This window comes from Thiohalorhabdus sp. Cl-TMA, assembly GCF_041821045.1.
GTDB lineage: Bacteria > Pseudomonadota > Gammaproteobacteria > Thiohalorhabdales > Thiohalorhabdaceae > Thiohalorhabdus > Thiohalorhabdus methylotropha.
In genome coordinates this window covers 322,614-342,201 of record NZ_JBGUAW010000004.1, presented here as the reverse complement: position 1 = coordinate 342,201, position 19,588 = coordinate 322,614, and the positions used below count along the sequence as shown (strand labels likewise).

General features: G+C 67.2%; 19 protein-coding genes. 15 read left to right on the top strand and 4 right to left on the bottom strand.

What is annotated here, in order from left to right:
* The first annotated feature begins 50 nt into the window (after positions 1-50).
* From ACERLL_RS07785 to ACERLL_RS07730, 12 genes are all read left to right on the top strand, one after another.
* Positions 51-395, top strand: coding sequence for a ribulose bisphosphate carboxylase small subunit (locus ACERLL_RS07785; protein ID WP_373655503.1), 345 nt, complete (start codon positions 51-53; stop codon positions 393-395).
* 45 nt (positions 396-440) lie between these two features.
* Entirely contained in the window at positions 441-2,780 is a 2,340-nt protein-coding gene (locus ACERLL_RS07780) for an alpha-carboxysome scaffolding protein CsoS2 (protein ID WP_373655502.1), read from the top strand.
* A 198-nt stretch (positions 2,781-2,978) separates the two neighbouring features.
* Positions 2,979-4,367, top strand: coding sequence for a carboxysome shell carbonic anhydrase (locus ACERLL_RS07775; protein WP_373655501.1), 1,389 nt, complete (start codon positions 2,979-2,981; stop codon positions 4,365-4,367).
* Positions 4,367-4,615, top strand: a complete 249-nt coding sequence (locus tag ACERLL_RS07770; protein WP_373655500.1) for an alpha-carboxysome shell vertex protein CsoS4 — start codon at positions 4,367-4,369, stop codon at positions 4,613-4,615. The genes ACERLL_RS07775 and ACERLL_RS07770 overlap by 1 nt, the downstream gene beginning before the upstream one ends.
* The gene (locus tag ACERLL_RS07765) at positions 4,615-4,902 is read left to right on the top strand and encodes a carboxysome peptide B (RefSeq protein ID WP_373655499.1); all 288 of its coding nucleotides are present in this window, start codon (positions 4,615-4,617) and stop codon (positions 4,900-4,902) included. The genes ACERLL_RS07770 and ACERLL_RS07765 overlap by 1 nt, the downstream gene beginning before the upstream one ends.
* 63 nt (positions 4,903-4,965) lie before the next feature.
* Positions 4,966-5,280: an alpha-carboxysome major shell protein CsoS1 gene (locus tag ACERLL_RS07760; protein WP_373655498.1), complete on the top strand. Its 315-nt coding sequence runs from the start codon at positions 4,966-4,968 to the stop codon at positions 5,278-5,280.
* 151 nt (positions 5,281-5,431) lie between these two features.
* Complete coding sequence (locus ACERLL_RS07755) at positions 5,432-5,755, top strand: alpha-carboxysome major shell protein CsoS1 (protein WP_373655497.1); 324 nt, start codon at positions 5,432-5,434, stop codon at positions 5,753-5,755.
* Between the two features lie 66 nt (positions 5,756-5,821).
* On the top strand, positions 5,822-6,298 hold the full coding sequence (locus tag ACERLL_RS07750; RefSeq protein WP_373655496.1) for a ferritin-like domain-containing protein: 477 nt from the start codon (positions 5,822-5,824) through the stop codon (positions 6,296-6,298).
* Positions 6,299-6,302: 4 nt separating this feature from the next.
* Positions 6,303-6,572 carry a pterin-4-alpha-carbinolamine dehydratase gene (locus tag ACERLL_RS07745; protein WP_373655495.1) on the top strand — a complete coding sequence of 90 codons (270 nt, stop codon included), beginning with the start codon at positions 6,303-6,305 and terminating at the stop codon, positions 6,570-6,572.
* A gap of 98 nt (positions 6,573-6,670) precedes the next feature.
* Entirely contained in the window at positions 6,671-6,997 is a 327-nt protein-coding gene (locus ACERLL_RS07740) for a hypothetical protein (RefSeq protein ID WP_373655494.1), read from the top strand.
* Positions 6,998-7,151: 154 nt separating this feature from the next.
* Positions 7,152-8,720, top strand: coding sequence for a proton-conducting transporter transmembrane domain-containing protein (locus ACERLL_RS07735; protein WP_373655493.1), 1,569 nt, complete (start codon positions 7,152-7,154; stop codon positions 8,718-8,720).
* A 23-nt stretch (positions 8,721-8,743) separates the two neighbouring features.
* Positions 8,744-11,287, top strand: coding sequence for a YbcC family protein (locus ACERLL_RS07730; protein ID WP_373655492.1), 2,544 nt, complete (start codon positions 8,744-8,746; stop codon positions 11,285-11,287).
* Positions 11,288-11,470: 183 nt separating this feature from the next.
* Here the strand turns inward: ACERLL_RS07730 and ACERLL_RS07725 are convergent, their stop codons facing one another.
* From ACERLL_RS07725 to ACERLL_RS07710, 4 genes are all read right to left on the bottom strand, one after another.
* Positions 11,471-13,804, bottom strand: coding sequence for a nitric oxide reductase activation protein NorD (locus tag ACERLL_RS07725; protein ID WP_373655491.1), 2,334 nt, complete (start codon positions 13,802-13,804; stop codon positions 11,471-11,473).
* Between the two features lie 33 nt (positions 13,805-13,837).
* Positions 13,838-14,659 (bottom strand): CbbQ/NirQ/NorQ/GpvN family protein, encoded by an 822-nt coding sequence (locus ACERLL_RS07720; RefSeq protein ID WP_373655490.1) that lies wholly within the window; start codon positions 14,657-14,659, stop codon positions 13,838-13,840.
* Between the two features lie 236 nt (positions 14,660-14,895).
* Positions 14,896-15,252: a ribulose bisphosphate carboxylase small subunit gene (locus ACERLL_RS07715; RefSeq protein ID WP_373655489.1), complete on the bottom strand. Its 357-nt coding sequence runs from the start codon at positions 15,250-15,252 to the stop codon at positions 14,896-14,898.
* 76 nt (positions 15,253-15,328) lie between these two features.
* A complete protein-coding gene (locus ACERLL_RS07710) occupies positions 15,329-16,747 on the bottom strand; it encodes a form I ribulose bisphosphate carboxylase large subunit (protein WP_373655488.1) in 1,419 nt (472 codons plus the stop codon).
* Between the two features lie 386 nt (positions 16,748-17,133).
* Here ACERLL_RS07710 and ACERLL_RS07705 point away from each other — a divergent pair, with 386 nt between their 5' ends.
* From ACERLL_RS07705 to ACERLL_RS07695, 3 genes are all read left to right on the top strand, one after another.
* Positions 17,134-18,072 (top strand): LysR family transcriptional regulator, encoded by a 939-nt coding sequence (locus ACERLL_RS07705; RefSeq protein ID WP_373655487.1) that lies wholly within the window; start codon positions 17,134-17,136, stop codon positions 18,070-18,072.
* 134 nt (positions 18,073-18,206) lie between these two features.
* Positions 18,207-18,734 (top strand): hypothetical protein, encoded by a 528-nt coding sequence (locus ACERLL_RS07700; RefSeq protein WP_373655486.1) that lies wholly within the window; start codon positions 18,207-18,209, stop codon positions 18,732-18,734.
* 228 nt (positions 18,735-18,962) lie between these two features.
* A complete protein-coding gene (locus tag ACERLL_RS07695; protein WP_373655485.1) occupies positions 18,963-19,550 on the top strand; it encodes an HdeD family acid-resistance protein in 588 nt (195 codons plus the stop codon).
* Positions 19,551-19,588 lie beyond the last annotated feature (38 nt).

Sequence of the window (19,588 nt, the reverse complement as noted above, 5' to 3'; positions counted from 1 at the left end):
CGCCGCCGCTTCCTTCACTCGAGCACCCATAGCAACGAGAGGAATCCGTCATGGCTATTTCGGACGAGATGCGGGACTACCGGACCAAGCAAACCATGGAGACCTTCGGCTTCCTGGCCTCGTTCTCCTGGGAGCAGGTCTACGACCAGATCGACTATCTCCTGGCCCAGGGGTGGGCGCCGGCCATCGAGCACGAGCATCCGCAGGACGCCTTCGAGCGCTACTGGACCATGTGGAAGCTGCCCATGTTCGGTGTGCAGGACCTGGAGACGGTGGTGCAGGAGCTCGAGGCCTGCCATCGGGCCTATCCGGACCACCACGTGCGCCTGGTCGGGTTCGACGATTACACCCAGAGCCTGGGTACGGCCTTCGTGGTCTACGAGGCCCGCGGCTGAAACGCCGCCCAGCGCGCTTAATCCACTCGAAGGCAGGGGTGAACCATGGCCGACCCTGAACAGCAAACCAGCCGCAGCGGGCGGGAGGCCGCCCGCGCCCGCCGCCGGGCCCAGGCCGGGCGCGGCAAGGCGGACCTTGCGCAGAAAGCGGCAGGCTCCCAAAGCCACTCTGCCCAGAGCGCCCAGGCGACCGCCCAGGCCGGATCCCGTAGCGGCCACGGCGCCCAGTCAGGCGGGACGACGGCCGCCAGCGGCAAGGAGGCTGCCAAGGCCCGGCGGCGTGCCATGGCCGAAAGCGGGAAGGCCGCCGTTAATAACGAGGGTCGCACTCGCGCCAAGTCCTCCGGCGGCGGTGCTCCCGAAGGGGAAGCGGCTCCGGAGGCCGGAAACGTGGCCAAGGAGGACTGCGGCTGCGGCTGTCGGAAAGAGGCCGAGGCCGGCTCGGGCCGGGATCGGGGCGAAGCGGCCGAGGCCCGCCGGAGCTCCCAGCCGGCCGGTCGCAGCGGACGCGCCCGTGGCGGAAGCCGGTCCCGGCGATCCGCCTCCCCTGCGCAGGAGTCCGCCGCCCGCACCATGGCCAGGGCCAAGCGAAAGGCTCAGGCCGAGCGCGGCAAGGCCGGCGATGCCCAGGGCAATCTGTCTCCGGCCCAGGCCGCCCGGCACGCCAATCCGGAGATGTCCGGCCGCGAGGTGGCCCGGAAGATCCGCGAGAAGCGTGCCCGCCAGGGTGGCGCCGGAGAAAAGTCCAGCGGCCCCTGCGGGCGGCTCCGCGGGAGCCAATCTTCCAAGGGCCGCGGTTCCCAGGACGCGCCGTGGAAGGTGGGGGTCAGCGAGACCAGCCACGGGCAGTCGGTGACCGGGACGCAGACCGGGTGGTCCGACCATGTCACCGGGGAGGAGCCCGGTAGCTGCCGCAACATTACGGGCACCGAGTACCTCGGCGCGGACATCTTTCGGGAGTTCTGCCATGAGGGGCCGCAGCCCTCGGTGGAAAAGGTCGGCGTGAGTCAGACCGGTTCCGGGCGGTCGGTCACGGGAAGCGAGGTCGGACGCAGCGAACGGGTGACCGGCAATGAGCCGGGGACCTGCAAGCAGGTCACGGGTACCGAGTATCTGTCGCTCGACCAGTACCAGAGCTACTGCAACACCCGTCCAGCACCGGGACCGCAGAAGGTATCCCAGGCGCAGACCGACCACGGTCTGGGGGTAACCGGGAACCTGGCCGGTCGCTCGCCTCAGGTTACGGGCGACGAGACCGGTGCCGACCGGGCCATAACCGGTACCCAGTACATGCAGAAGGGCAACGGTTATGCCCCCGAGAAGGTGGAATCCAGCGAGACCCTGAGCGGCGGCACCGTCACCGGCAGCCGGGTCGGCCGCGGCGAGCAGGTGACCGGGGACGAGCCGGGCAGCTGCCACAACGTTACCGGTGACGACTACATCGGCCGTGAGCAGTACCGCGGTTACTGCGGCACCGACCCCGGCCCGCAGAGCGAGGAGAAGGTGGGGGTATCGGCCACCCTCTCCGGACGTCCGGTTTCCGGGACCCAGACCGGTCGCAGCGCCCGTGTCACCGGCGACGAGCCGGGCACCTGTCAGGCCGTGACGGGGACGCCCTACGCCGGCGCCGAGCAGTACCGCAGCTACTGCGATCCCGAGGACACCCAGATGGCCGCTGCGCGGCGGCCGAGCGGGGCGGGTACCCCCGGTCCCAGCATGACCGGCCAGCAGCCGGGCGTTAACGGCAAGATGACCGGGGCCGACGACGGGGCCTGCCAGAAGCCGACGGGAACGCCGTACCTGGGCGGCGATCAGTATGCCGAGGCCTGCCCGGCGCAGGCGGCGGAGCCGCACAGCCCGGACTATCCGCAGCCTCTGGACGCGGCACCGTGGACCGATTTCAGCGTCCACCCGCCCGCCCATGCCGCGGATGTGGAGCCGGAGCCGTCGCGTGTCACCGGCACCAGCTACGAGCAGGGGCAGATTACGGGTGCCTTCAGCATGGCGAAGGGCAAGGTGACCGGTACCGAGGAATTCCGCCACGGCGGCTCGAGGAGCGGCGGATCCGTCCAGCCCGCCAGCCAGGTCCAGCCGCAACCGGCACCCGAGGATCAGGCCGGCTCGCGTGTGACCGGCGAGGGCATGGACGTGGGCGCCGCCATTACCGGGGACGACTGGAACCGCGGCGAGCGGGTAACCGGTACGGAAGGAACGCCGGCGCGGCGTAATCCGAGCCGTAGGGGGCAGGCCACGAGCGCCATGCCCATGGACTGGGCCGCCAAGCGCAACGAGGACGTGCCGGTGCCCGAGAGCCCGGTGACCGGCGGTGCCGGAACCACGGAGAAGGGCGCCGGTGTGACCTACTCGGGCGGTGCCCGGGGCTAGGCGAGGGAAGGGATCATGGCCACAGGCCGTCAACGCAATAGCCGATCGTCGACCCGGGGGCGCCAGGCAAGCCTCGGAAGGCCTACCGAGCTGCGCCCGCAGAGAGATGGTGAGCGTTCCACCGGTGACCAGCGGTCGTTCGGACCCGCTCGGACCGGCCGCCGGCGAGGCCTTGGGACGCGTGTCGACGGGCATGCCTTGGTATCGGAACGGGACAATGACCGGCTGCTTGCCCACGAGACTGAGGTCAAGGACGCCTTCGACCGCATCGAGCCCTTCCTGAAGCGGCTCTCCGCGCGGCAGCACGAGGCCGACTTCGTTGATAAGGCCCAGGACATGGCCCGCGCCGAGCTTGGATTCGAGCTTCCGCGCCAGGTCCTCGACAACGCCTGGATCCAGCAGCTGGATATCCGGCACCTGTTCGCCTGGTGCGTGTTCGAGACCTACCGGGCCTACGCCGATGATTTCTTCAGGCACCAGCCGTTGGCGCCGGACCCGCAGGAGGCGGAGCGGTTCCAGACCTGGCTGCAGGAGTGCGGTTTCCACGCGGTGGATGTCTCGCCCTGCTCGGATGGTCGCCTGGCGCACGTGATCCGCTACGTGCTCCGCCTGCCGCACGGCCTGGTCCGGCGCAAATCCTTCGCCGGGGCGATGTTCGATGTGGAAGCAAGCCTGCGGCGGTGGGTCGAAACGGAGCTGAGCCGTTATCGCGAAAGGGTGCCCAATACGGCCGATTCCCTGACGCGGTATCTGAAGCTGGCGGTGTATCACTACAGCTCCAGCGACCCGGACCACCAGGGATGCGCCGCCCACGGCTCGAGCACGGATCGCGCCGCCGAGGGCGCCCGGGAGCGGCTTCAGGACTTCCAGCAGGCCATCGAGAACAGCTTCTGCTGCGGTGCCTCCATCGATCTGCTGCTGGTGGGCCTGGACACGGATACCGACGCCATCCGGGTGCATCCTCCCGACAGCGGAGGCGACTTGGACCCCGCCCGGTTCATCGACGGCGCTTCCCTGTTCGACGAGACCGTGGGGCTGGATGCCCAGGCGGCCCGCGAACGGGTCGCCGAGCGGGTGGCGGCGGTGGCCAGCGACAGTGAGCCGGGGATGCGGCGCTTCGTCGCCGGGCTGCTGGAGAATAACTTCGCCCAGATCGCCTATGTCCGGGCCCATCACGGCGGTCACTACGGTGATGTCGGGCATAACGAGCGGTTCATGGGCGTGGGTATGGGCTTTGAAGAGGTTCAGCTGCGCAACCTCACCTACTTCGCCTATCTGCAGACGGTGGAGGAGGGCGCGCCCGACCTGGATGTGGGCGTGAAGATCTTCTCCGGGCTGAATGTCGAGCGCGGACTGCCGGTTCCGGTGGTGCTTCGCTTCGATTACCACGGTCAGGTGCCGGGTGCCCGTGAGCGGGCCGAGGCCCGCACCCGGCGGGTCGCGGAGGCGCTTCGCAATCGCTTCCCGCGGCTGGCGGAGCAGGGCCTGCTGCATACCCTGCTGGCCGTCCGCGACTGCGGCAACAACGGAACCCTCGAGGTGATCGGCTCCTCGCTGGAGCGCACGGGTACTGGGGAGAAGCACTGATGAAGATCTGCCAAGTGGAGAAGCCGCTGGTCGCCACCCACCGCATAGCAGGTCTGGAGCATCGCCACCTGCAGGTGGTCCTGGACGGCAGCTCCCAATTGGTGGCCGTTGATGCCATTGGCTGTACGCCCGGCGATTGGGTCATCTGCGTGGGCAGCTCGGCCGCGCGCGAGGCCGCCGGCAGCAAGGAGTACCCGAGCGATCTCACCATCGTCGGGATCATCGATTACTGGGAGGAAGGTGCCTGATGGACATCCTTCGGGTGGAGTCCTCCCTAGTATGCACTCGCCGTATAGAGGGCCTTAAACAGGCCAGCTTGCGGGTGCTGACCAACGTGAAGGGCAAGCGCTTGGTCGCCGTCGACCCGGTCGGGGCCCGCCCCGGCAATTGGGTCTTTGTCGTAGAAGGATCCGCGGCCCGCTATGCCGCGGGGGATTTCAGTGTTCTTACGGACCTGACCATCGGCGGCATCATCGACTATTGGGAAACCGAACAGGACGAGGCTGCCGGGGCCCCGAAGCAGAAGGTCGGCTGAAGCCAGCCGTTGGACGAAGGCAATTGGGTTTGGACCCTCATTAGAGCCACAGGAGAGAGAGCTATGGCGAGCGAAACCTACGGGATTGCGTTGGGCATGATCGAGACCCGCGGCCTGGTGCCGGCCATCGAGGCGGCCGACGCCATGACCAAGGCCTCCGAGGTCCGGCTGATCGGCCGCGAGTTTGTCGGCGGCGGCTACGTGAGCGTGCTGGTGCGCGGCGAGACGGGCGCGGTCAACGCGGCGGTGCGCGCCGGCGCGGATGCCTGCGAGCGGGTCGGAGACGGCCTGGTGGCGGCCCACATCATCGCCCGTCCCCACCGCGAGGTGGAGCCGGTGCTGCCCGCCGGCGGCGGCCAGGCCCTGGAGCAGGGTTAAACCTGCTCCTGGCGCCTGCCGCGGGCTGCTGTCCCTAGCGGGGGCGCCGGAGTCTCCGGCGTCCCGGATTAGGGGGGCGGCGGCTTCCTAGCAGGGAGCGAGATCTTCAGTGGGTGCCGACAGGCGCCCGAAACAATGGGAGTTGGAAAAGATGGCAACCGAACATTACGGCATCGCCCTGGGCATGATCGAAACGCGGGGTTTGGTCCCGGCCATCGAGGCGGCTGATGCCATGACCAAGGCCTCCGAGGTCCGGCTGATCGGCCGCGAGTTCGTCGGCGGCGGCTACGTCACCGTGCTGGTGCGCGGCGAGACGGGTGCGGTCAACGCGGCGGTGCGCGCCGGCGCGGATGCCTGCGAGCGGGTCGGAGACGGCCTGGTGGCGGCCCACATCATCGCCCGTCCCCACCGTGAGGTGGAGCCGGTGCTGGGTCAGGGCGGCAAGGCCCTGGAGCAGGCTTCCGCCGACTCCTGATGGCAGGGTGACAATCCTTCTCGGGGAATCAGGTCGGCGTAGTCTGTCAACGGGGCGGAAAGAGCCATGAGTAACAGCGATACCCGCGTGCCAGGGTTCCTTGGACGTGCCTTGAGCTTCGAGCTGTCGGCGGTGCAGCAGTACCTGACTCATGCCCGCCTCGCGGAAGGCTGGGGGCTTACCGGGGCCGCCTCGCGTCTACGCCAGGAGGCCCAGCAAGAGACGGGGCATGCCGACCGCATCGTCGCGCGCATGCTTGCTCTGGGGATGGCCCCCAACGCTTCCTTCCTGCGCCCGGTTGTGACCGGCCAGGATCTCATGGCACTTCTGCGCGCCAATTGGCGGCTGGAAGCGGAGATCGTGCGCTTGTACGAGCAGGCCTACAACCATTGCGCCCGTTCCCGGGACCCGGATGGACTAGCCTTTTTCGGGGAGCTCCTGCGCGAGGAGCAGGAGCATGCCCGGGAGCTGGAAGGCTGGCTGAACGATCTTTCCGAGCCAAACGAGGCCCGGCGTCCCGGGTCCGTAGTAACAGGGAGGTGAAGCCATGACCGAGCACTGGAGCGAAATCCAGCGGCCCCCCCGCCTGGAGGCCCGTTTCGATTTTCCGGACTACAGCACCCTGCGGGCCTTTCTGGACGAAGCCGCTGATTTGTCGGAGGAGAAAGAGCTCTTCGCGGATATGAGCTTCGACCGGAATTCGGTGCGTCTGAAGATCCACCCGCCGGAAGGCGAGGAGAAGCTGAGCGAGGCCGAGCGGGCGTATGCCTCCGGCCTGGAACAGCTGGCCCTGGACCGGTTGGCCATAGAGGGCTGAGCGGCCAGCGGTACCGCCGGTGGGATAGTGAATGGCGTGAATTGGGGAGGCCTGGGCCACCCCTCGGCTTCAATCATGCAGCTGCGAGGTTGCGAACCATGAGTGAGCAGGACAGCAACAAGAAGAGTACTTCCGCTACCTCGGCGCAGGGAAGCGGGAGCGGCAAGGCCGGCGGCTCCGGGGCCACCGGAACCTCCAAGGGGGGATCGGGCTCCGAGGAGACTTCCAAGGCGGCGGCTACCTCCGGGGGCTCGAAGAGCCGGTCCGCCTCCCGGGGAGGACGCCGGAGCGCCGGCAAACAGGGCCCAGGGGGGGACCCCTACCGGTCCATTAGCTACACCCCCGCCCCGGATGCTTTCCAGGCCCATGGGCGTGTGTCGGCTTCGGATGTCTACCAGGTGGCACCGCGGGTGTGGCCGGACTGATTGTTGCGGTTAAGTATCGATTTTTATCGATACTAACCATCCGAAAGATCGATTAGAAAAGATACCCCCGAGGTCCGTAGACTGCCCGCGCTCGGGTAAGCGGTGTTACCTGGCGAGATTCGATTCTGGTCACGTCACCTCTCGGGGGTTTGGGATGAGCAGCGGTATATGGTTAACCCAGGAGCTATTGCTGCTCCTGGCTCCCCTGCAGATGGCTTTGCTGGGGCTCGTTCCCAGGCGCATGGCCAACCGTGGCCCCCTGCGTATGGGTCGGGCGGTGCAGATGGCGGCCTCCATCGCCCTGGCCCTTTGGGCGGTAGCGGTACTTACCGGACTCCCCGCTGCCAGCGGAACGGGGTCGCTGAGCGACTTGGTGCAGGCCGACCGGGTGACCCTAGCGATCCTGCCCCTGGTGGCCCTCCTGCTGATCATCGTGGCCGGCTTCAGCCTGCGCTACCTGGCCGGGGAAGCTGAGCAGGGCAGCTTTTTCCGGTGGCTGGCCTGGACCGCCAGCAGCTTCATGCTGGCGGTGGTGGCGGGCAATATCCTGCTTTTCATGCTCGCCATGCTGGTTACCAGCACCTACCTCTATCGGCTTCTGACCTTTTACCACGAGCGCATCCGGGCCCAGATGGTGGCCCACAAGAAGCTGCTGTTCAGCCGCATGGCGGACGCGTGCTTGCTGTCCGCTTCGGTGCTGCTCGCTTTCGGCCTGGGCACGCTGTCCTTCGATGGCATCGCCGCCGAGGTGCGCGCGGGCACCGAGCTGCCCTGGCAGGCCACGCTGGCGGCATGGCTGATCGTGGCGTACGCCATCCTCAAGAGCGGTCAGTTCCCCTTTCACGGCTGGCTCCTGCAGGTGATGGAGGCCCCCACGCCGGTCTCGGCACTACTGCACGCCGGTATCGTCTACAGCGGGGCCATTATCGTGCTGCGCACCCACGAGCTGCTGGTGGTCGAGGGCACCGCGCTCACCGTGCTGGTTCTGGTGGGGCTCATGACCGCGACCATCGCCTCGCTGGCCATGCTGACCCAGACCGCCATCAAGAGCTCGTTGGCCTGGTCCACCGCCGGCCAGCTGGGATTCATGCTCATGGAGCTGGGGCTTGGACTGTTCGTCCTCGGGCTTCTGCACCTGATAACCCACTCTCTTTACAAGGCCCATGCCTTCCTGTCCTCCGGGAGCATCGTCGACCAGTTGCGGGCCCCGGCCGCGCCGCCCAAGGCCAAACCCGGGATCCCGGTTTGGCTGGTCACGGTTGCCGGAGGCGCAGTGGTCACCTTCGGCATGGCGGCGCTGTGGGGAGTGACTCCGGCCCACGAGCCGGCCCTGATCGCCCTCGGCACCATCCTGACGGTGGCCGCCGCCCAGCTGCTGGCTGCCGCGGGGGCCCGGGGGGTCGGAATCGGTTTCGTGGTGCGCCTGGGCGGGCTGATGGTACTGGTTAGCGCGGCTTACTTCGCCCTGCACAAGGTGTTCGCGACGGTCTTCGCGAGCGCGCTGCGGCCCATCCCAGAGTCCGCCTCGGCGGCGCAATACCTGTTGCTGGCCCTGGTGGCTGCGGTTTTTCTGGGCCTGTCCTTCTTCCAGACGGTTCTGATCCACGCCGGAGATCGGCCCTGGCTGGTGCGGCTGTATGTCCACCTCTACAACGGCCTCTACACCGACCAGCCGGTGGAGCGACTGGTTTACCGGGTGTGGCCCGCCCGTTTCCGGAAGTGAATGCCTGTAGCGGAGGCTGAGCGATGACGATTCAAGATGCGCAGCTCATGAGCGGGACCGAAGCGAACATCGACCGGGCGGTGGATGCCGTGTGTGACCGCATCCCGCCTTTCTGGCCGCTGGATGCCATGGTGGCCACCAACCCGTATCTCGGCTTCGTGGATTGGGAGTTCGATGAGGCCGCGGAATATCAGCTTCGGGTCGTGGGCCGGCCCCTGACCATGGACCGGCGGTGGCTGGCGCGGCAGCTCGACAACGGCCGTATCACCGACGCCGACCTGGCCGAGGCCGGCGCCCGCATGGGCAGCGACCTGGAGCCGTCGGACGTGCGTGCGGCGGCCGCTGGTCCAGCCCCGCCGGCGGCGCGTTTCCTTCTGTACTCGGACCTGCTGGATGAGCGCTACCGGCCGCGTTATTCGCGCTATGTAATCCAGCAGATCAGCTCCTTCTGCGCCGCCTATTACGATCTCGGCCAGGCGCAGTGGCCCATGCCCCGCTTCGGCGATTCGCTGTACGAGGCCTGGCTGGCGTACACCCGGATCGACCAGACCCCGGGGGAGATGGAGATCCGGACCGCAGGCTCCCTGGAGAAGCTGCCCGAGGCGCCGCGAGACGCCATACGGTTCGTCCTGGAGCGCTTCGGGGTTCCGGCCGATCGCGTCGAGGATTTCCTGTACTTGGCGCTGACCCGGGTGCGTGGCTGGGCCAGCTACCTCCGGCACCTACGCTGGGAGGCGGAGCTGGCCGGGGAGCGCAACGACGATATCGTCGGTCTGCTGGCGATTCGCATGGCCTGGGAGTTCATCCTGGTGGATACCTGCGATCGTCCTGCGCGGACCTATCTGTGGCTGCGCTCCCTACACTGCCTGCCCCGGGAGCTGCGTAGCGACCAGGCCCGGGCCCTGGAGGTGGACTGCCTGCTGCAGCGGGCCCTCGAGATCGGGTATCAGCGCCGGCTGGTGGCGGGACTGCGCGAAAGCCCATCACGGCCGTCGGAGGGCCCTTCCCAAACCGAGCGCCCCCTGGTCCAGGCTGCCTTCTGCATCGATGTGCGCTCCGAGGTCTTCCGCCGCTCCCTGGAAACGGTTACCAGCGAGGTGCAGACCCTGGGGTTCGCCGGGTTCTTCGGTGTGATGGCCGAGTACCAGCCCTTGGGCGCCGGCCAGCCCCGATCCCACCTGCCGGTGCTCTTGCCGGCGCGCTACCGGGTTTGCGAGGCCGCGGCCGGAGGGGACCCGGAGGCCACCGAGAGCCTCCTTAGCCGCCGCCGGGGGGCGCTGGCGCTGAGCAAGGCCTGGAAGCAGTTCAAGCTTTCCAGCGCGTCCTGCTTCTCGTTCGTGGAATCGGCGGGCCTGATGTACGGACCCAAGCTGATCCTGGATCACCTGGGACTGACCCGGCCGGTACCCGATCCCGAGGCCAAGGGGCTGACCCGGGAGCAGGCCGCCGAGCTGGGCCCCGACGTGGACGGACGGGCCCGCCTCGGCGGCGACGGGAGCAAGGACTTGAGCACCGGGATCCCGGCCTCGGACCGGCCGCAGGTGGCGGCCTTCATTCTCAATGCCATGGGGCTGACCGAAGGGTTCGGGCGTCTCGTCCTGCTCGCCGGTCACGGCAGCTCCACCGTCAACAACCCCCACCGGGCGGGCCTGGACTGCGGCGCCTGCGGGGGGCAGACCGGAGAGGCTAGCGTGCGCATTGCGTGCGCTCTGCTGAATGACGAGGCGGTGCGTGCCGCCCTGGCTTCGGAGCACGGCATCGAGGTGCCCGTGGACACCTGGTTCCTGCCGGCGCTGCACGACACCACCACCGACGAGGTGGAGCTGCTGGATACCCCCCACGTGCCGAGGGAGCTGGAAGGGGATCTGGCGCATCTGCGCGGGCTGCTGGAGCGGGCCGGCGACTTGGCCCGCAGCGAGCGGCTGGGGCTGCTCCAGGACCGTCCGCCCGAATCCGCCGAGGGGGCGCTCAAGGCGGTCCGCCGACGCGGCGCCGATTGGGCCCAGGTGCGCCCCGAGTGGGGCCTGGCGCGCAACGCCGCCTTCATTGCCGCGCCCCGCTGGCGCACAGCACACCTGAGCCTGGAGGGGCGGGCCTTCCTGCACGAGTACGACTGGCGGAGGGATGACGGCTTCGAGGTGCTCAACCTGATCATGACGGCCCCCATGGTGGTCGCCAACTGGATCAACCTGCAGTACTACGGCTCCACCGTGGACCCCGAGCACCTGAGCGCCGGCAACAAGGTCCTGCACAACGTGGTGGGTGGCCGCTTGGGCGTCCTCGAGGGCAACGGCGGGGACCTGCGCATCGGTCTGGCCAAGCAGTCCCTGCATGACGGCAACGACTGGGTGCACGAGCCGTTGCGACTGAGCGTCTTCCTGGAGGCCCCCCGGGAGGAGATGGACCGGATCATCGAGGCCAACGAAATGGTCCACAACCTGGTAAGCAACGAGTGGCTCCATCTGTTCCAGATCGAGGACGACGGAACCGTCTGGCGCCGCCATCCCGAGGGGAGCTGGGTCTCCGCCCCGGAGGGCGTGGGGTCCGCCGCGGCCCTGGAGGCGTAGCGCGGTCAGCTCCGCACCCCGAGCCTGCCCGAAAGCCGGATAGCGTGCCTGATGGCCAATGGCCGGCAGCAGCTCGGGAGGACCGCTCGGCGGCGGACTACGGCGCGGCAAGCTGGCTACGCTAGCGCACAAAAAGCCCGGGATCTCGCGATCCCGGGCTTTTCACGGGGCCGGTATGCCCGATCAGGTGGTAAGACCGGCGAACAGGTCCGGCAGGCGCTCCGGAAGGCGCTCCACGTTGTCCAGCACGGTGTAGCCGCCGGGTCCGAAGATCTTGCCCACATAGTCGTCCGCCTGGCTGTCCAGGGTCAGGTTGTAGGTGAAGATCCCCTGCGCGGCCAGCTCCTCCACCGCCTTCTTGGTATCGAAGCGCAGGTACTGCGGGTCCCGCTCGTCGATGTCGGCGGGCTCGCCGTCGCTGACCATGAGCACCAGCTTCTTCGACTGGGGCATGTGGCTCAGATTGGCCGCCGCGTGGCGCAGGGCGCCGCCCATGCGGGTGGAGTAGCTTCCCTTCATGCCGGCCATCCGGGACTTCACCTCGTCGTCATAGGGCTCGAAGAAGTCCTTGAAGCGCTGGTACTGCACATCGTGCCGTCCATCGGAGGAGAAGCCGTGCACGGCGAAGGGGTCGCCGATGCCGTCGATGGCCCAGGACAGCAGGGCGGTTGCCTCCCGGGTCAGCTCGATAACCGGTCGGTCCGTGCCCTCGAGGGTCTCGTTGGTGGACTCCGACAGGTCGAGCAGCACCAGCACGGCCAGATCCCGGGTATGACGCTCCATGCGCAGGTTCACCCGATTGTCCGGTGACACACCCATGCGCAGATCCACCATGGCCTCGATGGCCGCGTCCAGGTCGATGTCGTGGCCCTCCTCCTGGCGCTTCTTGCGCACCAAGCCCTCGGGCTGCAGGCCGTCGATCAGGTAGCGGATATGACTGGCCAGCCCCTTGTGCTCCTCCAGGATGGCGTCGAGGGTCTCCGGGTCCCCCACGGCGGGCTTGCGCTCCAGGACGGTGACCCAGTCCGGACGGTGGAGCTGGATCTGGTAGTCCCACTCCTGGTAGTGGAAGGGACGGCTGATCTGTTCCCGGCCCTCCTGCTCGTTGATGCTGGTGTACTCGCTGTCCCGGAAGAACTCCGTCTCCAGGATCAGGATCTCCTCGGCATCGTCGCCTGCGGTCGGCACGTCCAGCTCGTTGACCATCTCCATGACGTTGACCACGCGGCGCTCCTGGTGGTCGGGGGACTCGTAGCCCTTGGCCGCGCCCTCGTCGGAGCCTTCCGTGGCGAATTCCCAGCACCACTGGTTATCGTCGCGGTAGAAGGGTAGCAGCTCCTCCAGGACACTGGTGGACGGTGGCGTGAAGCGCTTGAACAGTCGCTTGTGCAGCTCAAGGCCCACCTCCCAGCCCAGCTCCATATGGTTGGGATTGCGTTCCATGCGTTCGCGGAAGTCCGCCACCACGGCGGCCACGTCCTCGTCCCGGGGATCGAACTCCGGGTCCATGAGGGCCCGGATGGCCCGTTTGACGACGCCGGTCACCGAATCGTCTTCCACGTCCGCCTCGGCGAAGGGCAGCCACAGCTCGTGCAGGCCCGGGAACTCCGTGGCGGCCCGGTGCTCCACCCGGGCATCCTCGGCGAGGCCGATGAAGAAGCGCTGGGAGGTGGTGAGCTCCTGCGGCGAAAGGCGGATCGGGGTGTAGACCACGTGCGCCGCCGCGTGCGTGGCCGCCGCGCGGTAGACCATGTTTCCCGGTACGCCGTTGACGGCGTCGTAGGCGTCCGGAAGGTGGATCACCTGCTCGTCGATGTAGGGCCGGTAGCCCTCCCGGGTCTCGAAGTCCCCGGAGGTGGGGCGCATGAAGAAGTCGCGCCCCCACAGCGCCCGCAGGTAAAAGTTCAGCCGCCGCTGCTGGTCCACGAACAGCATGCCGCGGCGCTCCTGCTGCAGAACCGCCTGGGAGTCCGAGGATTCCAGGCTGAAATACTGCTGCTGGCCCTGGAAGTCGCGGCCGTAAGCCTCCGCGCCCCAGTTCGCCCAGCGGCGCAGGCCGCCGAGGGTCAGCTTGCCGAGCAGCACGTCCAGGTGCTCCAGCATGGGCCGCAGGCCGCGGGGCGCCCTGCTGGACAGTCGGTGGATGAGCTGGAGGTAGTCGCCCAGCAGCTCGGCGTCGCCCAGGCGGCGGGCGGCAACCGGCAGGGTGGCGAACAGCAGGGAGATCACCTGGCCGGAGACCATGGAGGAGAGCTTCATGGCCTCCTCCACCGCGCGCGGAATGATGTCCTCGCCCACCTCCTTGGCCACCGCAGGCGCCTCCTGGAGGTAGGTCTCCACCAGCTCGGTGCCGCGGCCCAGGTTCTTCAGGGCCTTCGCGCCCTCCAGGTAGGTCCGCAGTCCCCCCGGCGACATGACCTGCGCGGCTTCGTGGTAGCTCGCCTCCAGGGTATCCCGGATGTGGCCGTCCTCGGCCTCCAGAAGCTCCTGGTATTCATCAAGATGTACGGTGGTCATGGCTGGACCTCGGTTCTTCTGTGGGAACCGCTCCTAGAAGTAAGTCGTAACCGCGGCGTCGAGGGTGTCCCGCATGTCGGCATCGTCGGTGATGGGCCGCACCAGGGCCATCCGGCAGGCGTTCACCGGGTCCACGCCCTTGGCGATGAGCTGGGCGGCGTACACCAGCAGGCGGGTGGACATGCCCTCGTCGAGGCCGTGGCCCTTGAGGTTGCGGGAGCGCTCGGCGATGGAGACCAGCTTTTGCGCCGAATCCTTGTCCACCCCGGTCTCGTGGGCGATCACCTCGGCCTCCACTTCAGGGTCCGGGTAGTCGAAGTCCATGGCGCCGAAGCGCTGCTTGGTGGACTGCTTGAGGTCCTTCATGAGGCTCTGGTAGCCCGGGTTGTAGGAGATCACCAGCTGGAAGTCCGGATGGGCCTCCACCACCTCGCCCTTCTTCTCCAGCGGCAGGGTCCGCCGGTGGTCGGTGAGCGGGTGGATCATCACCGTGGTGTCGGTGCGGGCCTCCACCACCTCGTCCAGGTAGCAGATGGCGCCGATGCGGGCGGCCACCGTGAGCGGGCCGTCGTGCCAGCGGGTGCCGTCGGCATCGAGGAGATAGCGGCCCACCAGGTCGGAGGCGGTCATGTCCTCGTTACAGGCCACGGTTACCAGCGGTCGTCCCAGCTTGTAGGCCATGTGCTCCACGAAGCGGGACTTGCCGCAGCCCGTGGGGCCCTTGAGCATCACCGGCATGCGGGCGCTGTAGGCGGCCTCGTAGAGGTCCATCTCCTCGCCCACCGGGCGGTAATAGGGCTCTTCGGTAATCTTGTACTGTTCGGCGTCGATCTCGTAGCGCGTCGTATCGTTCATGGTCGGGCTCCTAATGGTCCGAACGGCCAAGTTCGCCAGGAACACCAAAGAATCCGGAAATCGCCAAGTAGCCACGCCGCGAAGAAGAACGCAGAAGGTTGCCTTCGGGCGAGCCTGGCGTTTTTTGTCTTTAGCTCGGTTCGATGCTCTTGGCGGACCTTGCCGCCGGTATTCCAAAAAAAGGCCCCTGGCCGGGCGGGCCGGGCACAGGGGCCTTGCTGCCGGGCGGTCCCCGCCTACTTCATGGGGCCGCGGTAGACCACGAAGGCCGTTCCCTGGGTCTGCGCGAAAGGATCGTAGCCGATCACCTTCACGTGGTGCTCCGGATAGGCCTCGTGGGCCTTCTTGGCCTCGCCCAGGATGGCGTCCACGTCGGTCTCGCCGAACATGGGCAGCTTCCACATGTACCAGTAGTCGTCGTTGGCGCGCTCCGGCTCGGTGTGCTCGATGGCCGGCTGCCAGCCCTGGTCGACGACGTACTGCACCTGCGTGCGGATCTCCTCGTCGGTCAGCTGGGGCAGGTAGGAGAAGGTCTCCATCTTGCGGCTGGCCGGGTCGGTGACCTTGGAGTTGTAGTTCTGAATCTCGGACATTGTTGGCTTCCTCGTTCGCTAGCGTTCGAGCTGGTGGCGGGCCCGGACGGACCGGGCTGCTCCGCCACCAACCGTCTTACTTGTGCTGGGCGTCCAGCTTGTCGACGGTGTCGTACTCGAACTTGATCTCCTGCCAGGTCTCCATGGCGGCCTTGAGCTCGGGGCTGTTCTTGGAGGCCTCGGTAAGGACGTCCTTGGCTTCCTTCTCCAGCTCCCGGCCCTCGTTGCGGGCCTTGACGCAGGCCTCGAGGGCCACGCGGTTGGCCGCGGCACCGGCCGCGTTGCCCCAGGGGTGGCCCAGGGTGCCGCCGCCGAACTGCAGCACGGAGTCGTCGCCGAAGATGGAAACCAGGGCGGGCATGTGCCACACGTGAATGCCGCCGGAGGCCACCGGCAGGACGCCCGGCATGGAGCCGAAGTCCTGGTCGAAGAAGAGGCCGCGGCTGCGGTCTTCCTCGATGAAGGAATCGCGCATGATGTCGATCCAGCCCAGGGTGGCCTCGCGGTCGCCCTCGAGCTTGCCGACCACGGTGCCGCTGTGCAGGTGGTCACCGCCGGACAGGCGCAGGGCCTTGGCGAGCACGCGGAAGTGGATGCCGTGCTTGGGGTGGCGGTCGATCACGGCGTGCATGGCGCGGTGGATGTGCAGCAGCATGCCGTTCTCGCGGCACCAGTCGGCGATGCCGGTGTTGGCGGTAAAGCCGCCGGTCAGGAAGTCGTGCATGATGATCGGCATGTCGAGCTCTTTGGCGCGCTCGGCACGCTTGTACATCTCTTCCGGGGTGGGCGCGGTCACGTTGCAGTAGTGGCCCTTGCGCTCGCCGGTCTCTTCCTGGGCCTTGTGGATGGCCTCGGCGATGTAGCCGAAGCGATCCCGCCAGCGCATGAAGGGCTGGCTGTTGATGTTCTCGTCGTCCTTGGTGAAGTCCAGGCCGCCGCGCAGGCACTCGTAGGCGGCGCGGCCGTAGTTCTTCGCCGACAGGCCGAGCTTGGGCTTGAGGGTGCAGCCCAGCATGGGCCGGCCGTACTTGTTCATCATGTCCCGCTCGACCTGGATGCCGTTCGGCGGGCCGCCGCAGGTCTTCACGAAGGCCAGCGGGAAGCGCACGTCTTCCAGGCGCAGGGTGCGGATGGCCTTGAAGCCGAACACGTTGCCCACCAGGGAGGTGAACACGTTTACCACCGAGCCTTCCTCGAACAGGTCGATGGGGTAGGCGATGAAGGCGTAGAAAGCCTCGTCGTCGCCGGGGACGTCCTCGACCTTGTAGGCCCGGCCCTTGTAGTAGTCCAGGTCGGTGAGCAGGTCGGTCCAGACGGTGGTCCAGGTCCCGGTGGAGGACTCGGCCGCCACGGCCGCGGCGGCCTCTTCACGCGGCACGCCGGGCTGGGGGGTCACCTTGAAGCAGGCGAGAACGTCGCTTTCCTTGATGGGGTAGTCCGGTTCCCAATAGGTTTCCCGGTACTCCTTTACCCCGGCCTCGAACTTCTTGCCCATGGCGCTTCTCCTATCATGGGGTCTGTGGATTCGGTCGGGCGCCTTTGGCGCCTTCCTGCGGGTGCCCGCCTCCGGCGTGCCCCGGTTCGTCCAGACCGACGAAACTTTGTCGGGGTGCGCCTTTCGGCGCTTTCCCGGTCCGTCTACGAGATGACGGAGCTTCTCGGGGTGCCGGCCCGATGACTGCGAGCAAGTCTAGGCCGGCTTAAAAATAATTTGAAATCGCGTTTTTTTCGGGTAACCATAACCTAATAATTATGGTTTGATCTGGCCGCCTGCCCACCTGCGAAGCAGTCTAGGTTGGCCGGGGAATAATTTGAAATCGTGATTCCTTCGGGAATCCATAACCATTTTCTTATGCTGTTTCGCCGGGATGGATGAACAATATGCACCTTACCCTGCGCCAGTTACAGGTCTTCGAGGCGGTGGCTCGCCATCTCAACTTCACGCGGGCGGCCGACGAGCTGTTCATGACCCAGCCGGCCGTTTCCGGGCACATCCGCCAGATGGAGGAGGAGGCCGGGCTGCCCCTGATCGAGCATGTGGGAAAGCGCCTCTACCTGACCGAGGCCGGCGCCGAGGTGCAGCGCGCTGCGCTCGACGTACGCCACCGGCTCGAGGACCTGGAGATGAGCATGGCGGACCTGGCGGGCATGGTGCGCGGCAATCTGCGGCTCGCCGTTACCACCACCGCCAAGTATTTCGCCCCCCACCTGCTGGGGGTCTTCTCCCGCCGCTTCCCGGGCGTGGAGATCCGCCTGGAGGTGAGCAACCGGGAGAATGTGCTTGATCGGCTGGCGAGCAACGAGGACGAGCTCGCCATCATGGGCCGGGTGCCTCAGGGAATGAGCGTGACGGGTACCGCCTTCACCGAGAATCCGCTGGTGGTGGTGGCCCCCGCGGAGCATCCCCTTGCCGGGGAGCGGGACATCGCTCCGGAGCGCCTGGCCGAGGAGTCGTTTCTGGTGCGGGAGGCGGGCTCGGGAACGCGCCTGGCCATGGAGCAGTACTTCGCCGAGCACGGACTCTCCCTGAAGGGGGGCATGGAGCTGGGCAGCAATGAAACCATCAAGCAGGCGGTTATGGCGGGACTGGGCCTATCGGTGCTTTCCCTGCACACCCTCCCCATAGAGCGCTCCATGGGTCGGCTGGTGATCCTGGACGTGGCGGGCTTCCCCCTGAAGCGCCACTGGTACGCCGTTCATCTCAAGGAGAAAAAGCTCTCGGTGGTGGCGCGGACCTTCCTGGATTTCCTGACCGAAGAGGGCGGCGCGCTCGTGGAGCAGGTGGCCTCGGGCAACGGCATCTCGCAGAACGACGTTTAACGGTCGCGGCCAGGACGAGCCCGCCGCCGGGGCCGAGGTACCGGGCATGCATAACGGAGCCGGCCGGATGGTCTAACCGATTAGAGATCCTTGGGGTGTAAGGTTCCCCGACAAATCGTTAAGGAGGAGCAGTAATGGGTGAGGTCTTAGAGGGGCCATGGATCCGTGACTGGCGCTGCCCCACCTGTGCCCGCCCCGCGCCGTTGTTCCTGCCCAACGGCGCCCTGAACCGGACTCGCCTGGGACCGGCGGATTACGCGCTCACCGATCCCTGGGTGCTGGCGGAAGCGGAGCAGAACATAGAGGTGACCGATGTGGAGGTCTGCCGCTCCTGTGGGGAGTCCATTCCCGCCCTGGTTGGGAGCCTCGTGGTTCCCCATGGGCGGCAGGGCATGGTCCTGGGCAATGCCGGCAAGGCCGAGACCCAGATCATCGGCGGTATCCTACCCACCGCCAGCCCGAACCGGTCCGGCCTCATGCTCTTCTTCGGCGATGCGGGGACCGGTCCCTACCTCGCAGAGCGGCAGGCCCTGGCCGCCTTCACCACCGGTCGGCTCACTTCCCCGGAGAGCCAGGGGGATATCACTTCCTGGGTGTGGAATCTGTACCGCGCCCGCCTGGATTGGCTCACGCGTCACCGCAACCACCACGGCGGGTCCTAACCCCTCTCCCTTCGGGGATCCGCCTTCCGGTCGTGCCCCGCTCGACGTGCTCCGCCGCGGTCTTCCCCGGTTATAAGCCCTAGTACTTTGAGGGTCCGTCCCAGTAGCGCCGTTCGCGGCAAGTCCTAATACTAAACATACGGTTTTACGGCGGAGCGGGCGGGCCAGCGAGCTGGCGCGTTATGCTGCGCTTTGCATGCACGGTCCGGTGATGAATGGGAGGAGGCCATGCCGCAACAAGGACAGACGCTGGATCGCGTGGGCCTCACCGGCCTGAAGCAGCTGCATCACAACTGGGGATGGTTCCTGGCCCTGGGCATCGGGCTGATCGTGCTCGGTGCGATCGCGCTGGGCTCGGTGGTGGCGACCACCGCGGTATCAATAATGGTGTTCGGTTGGCTGCTGGCCGCCGCGGCCATCCTGGAGGTGGCCTTCGCCTTCTGGCAAAGGACCTGGGGGAGCTTCTTCATCGATCTGCTGATGGGGATCCTGTACGGAGTGGTGGCCTTCCTGGTGCTGGCGAATCCGGGCCTGGCGGCGGTGACCTATACCCTGATCATCGCCATGTACCTGATCGTCACCGGGATCTTCCGCGTGATCGCCGCATCCGCCACCCGCTATCCGGGCCGGGGCTGGCTGGCCCTGCACGGGGTTGTCGCGGTGATCCTGGGTGTCCTGATCTGGCAGCAGTGGCCAGGCTCGGGGATGTGGGTCATCGGCATGTTCATCGGCATCGAGCTCATTTTCAACGGCTGGGCGCTGCTGATGCTGGGCATTGCCGCCCACCGGTCCCCGGAGGAAGAGCTCGAAGCCTGAACGGGTGGGCCGATCCCGGCCAGCGACATCGTGCCGGG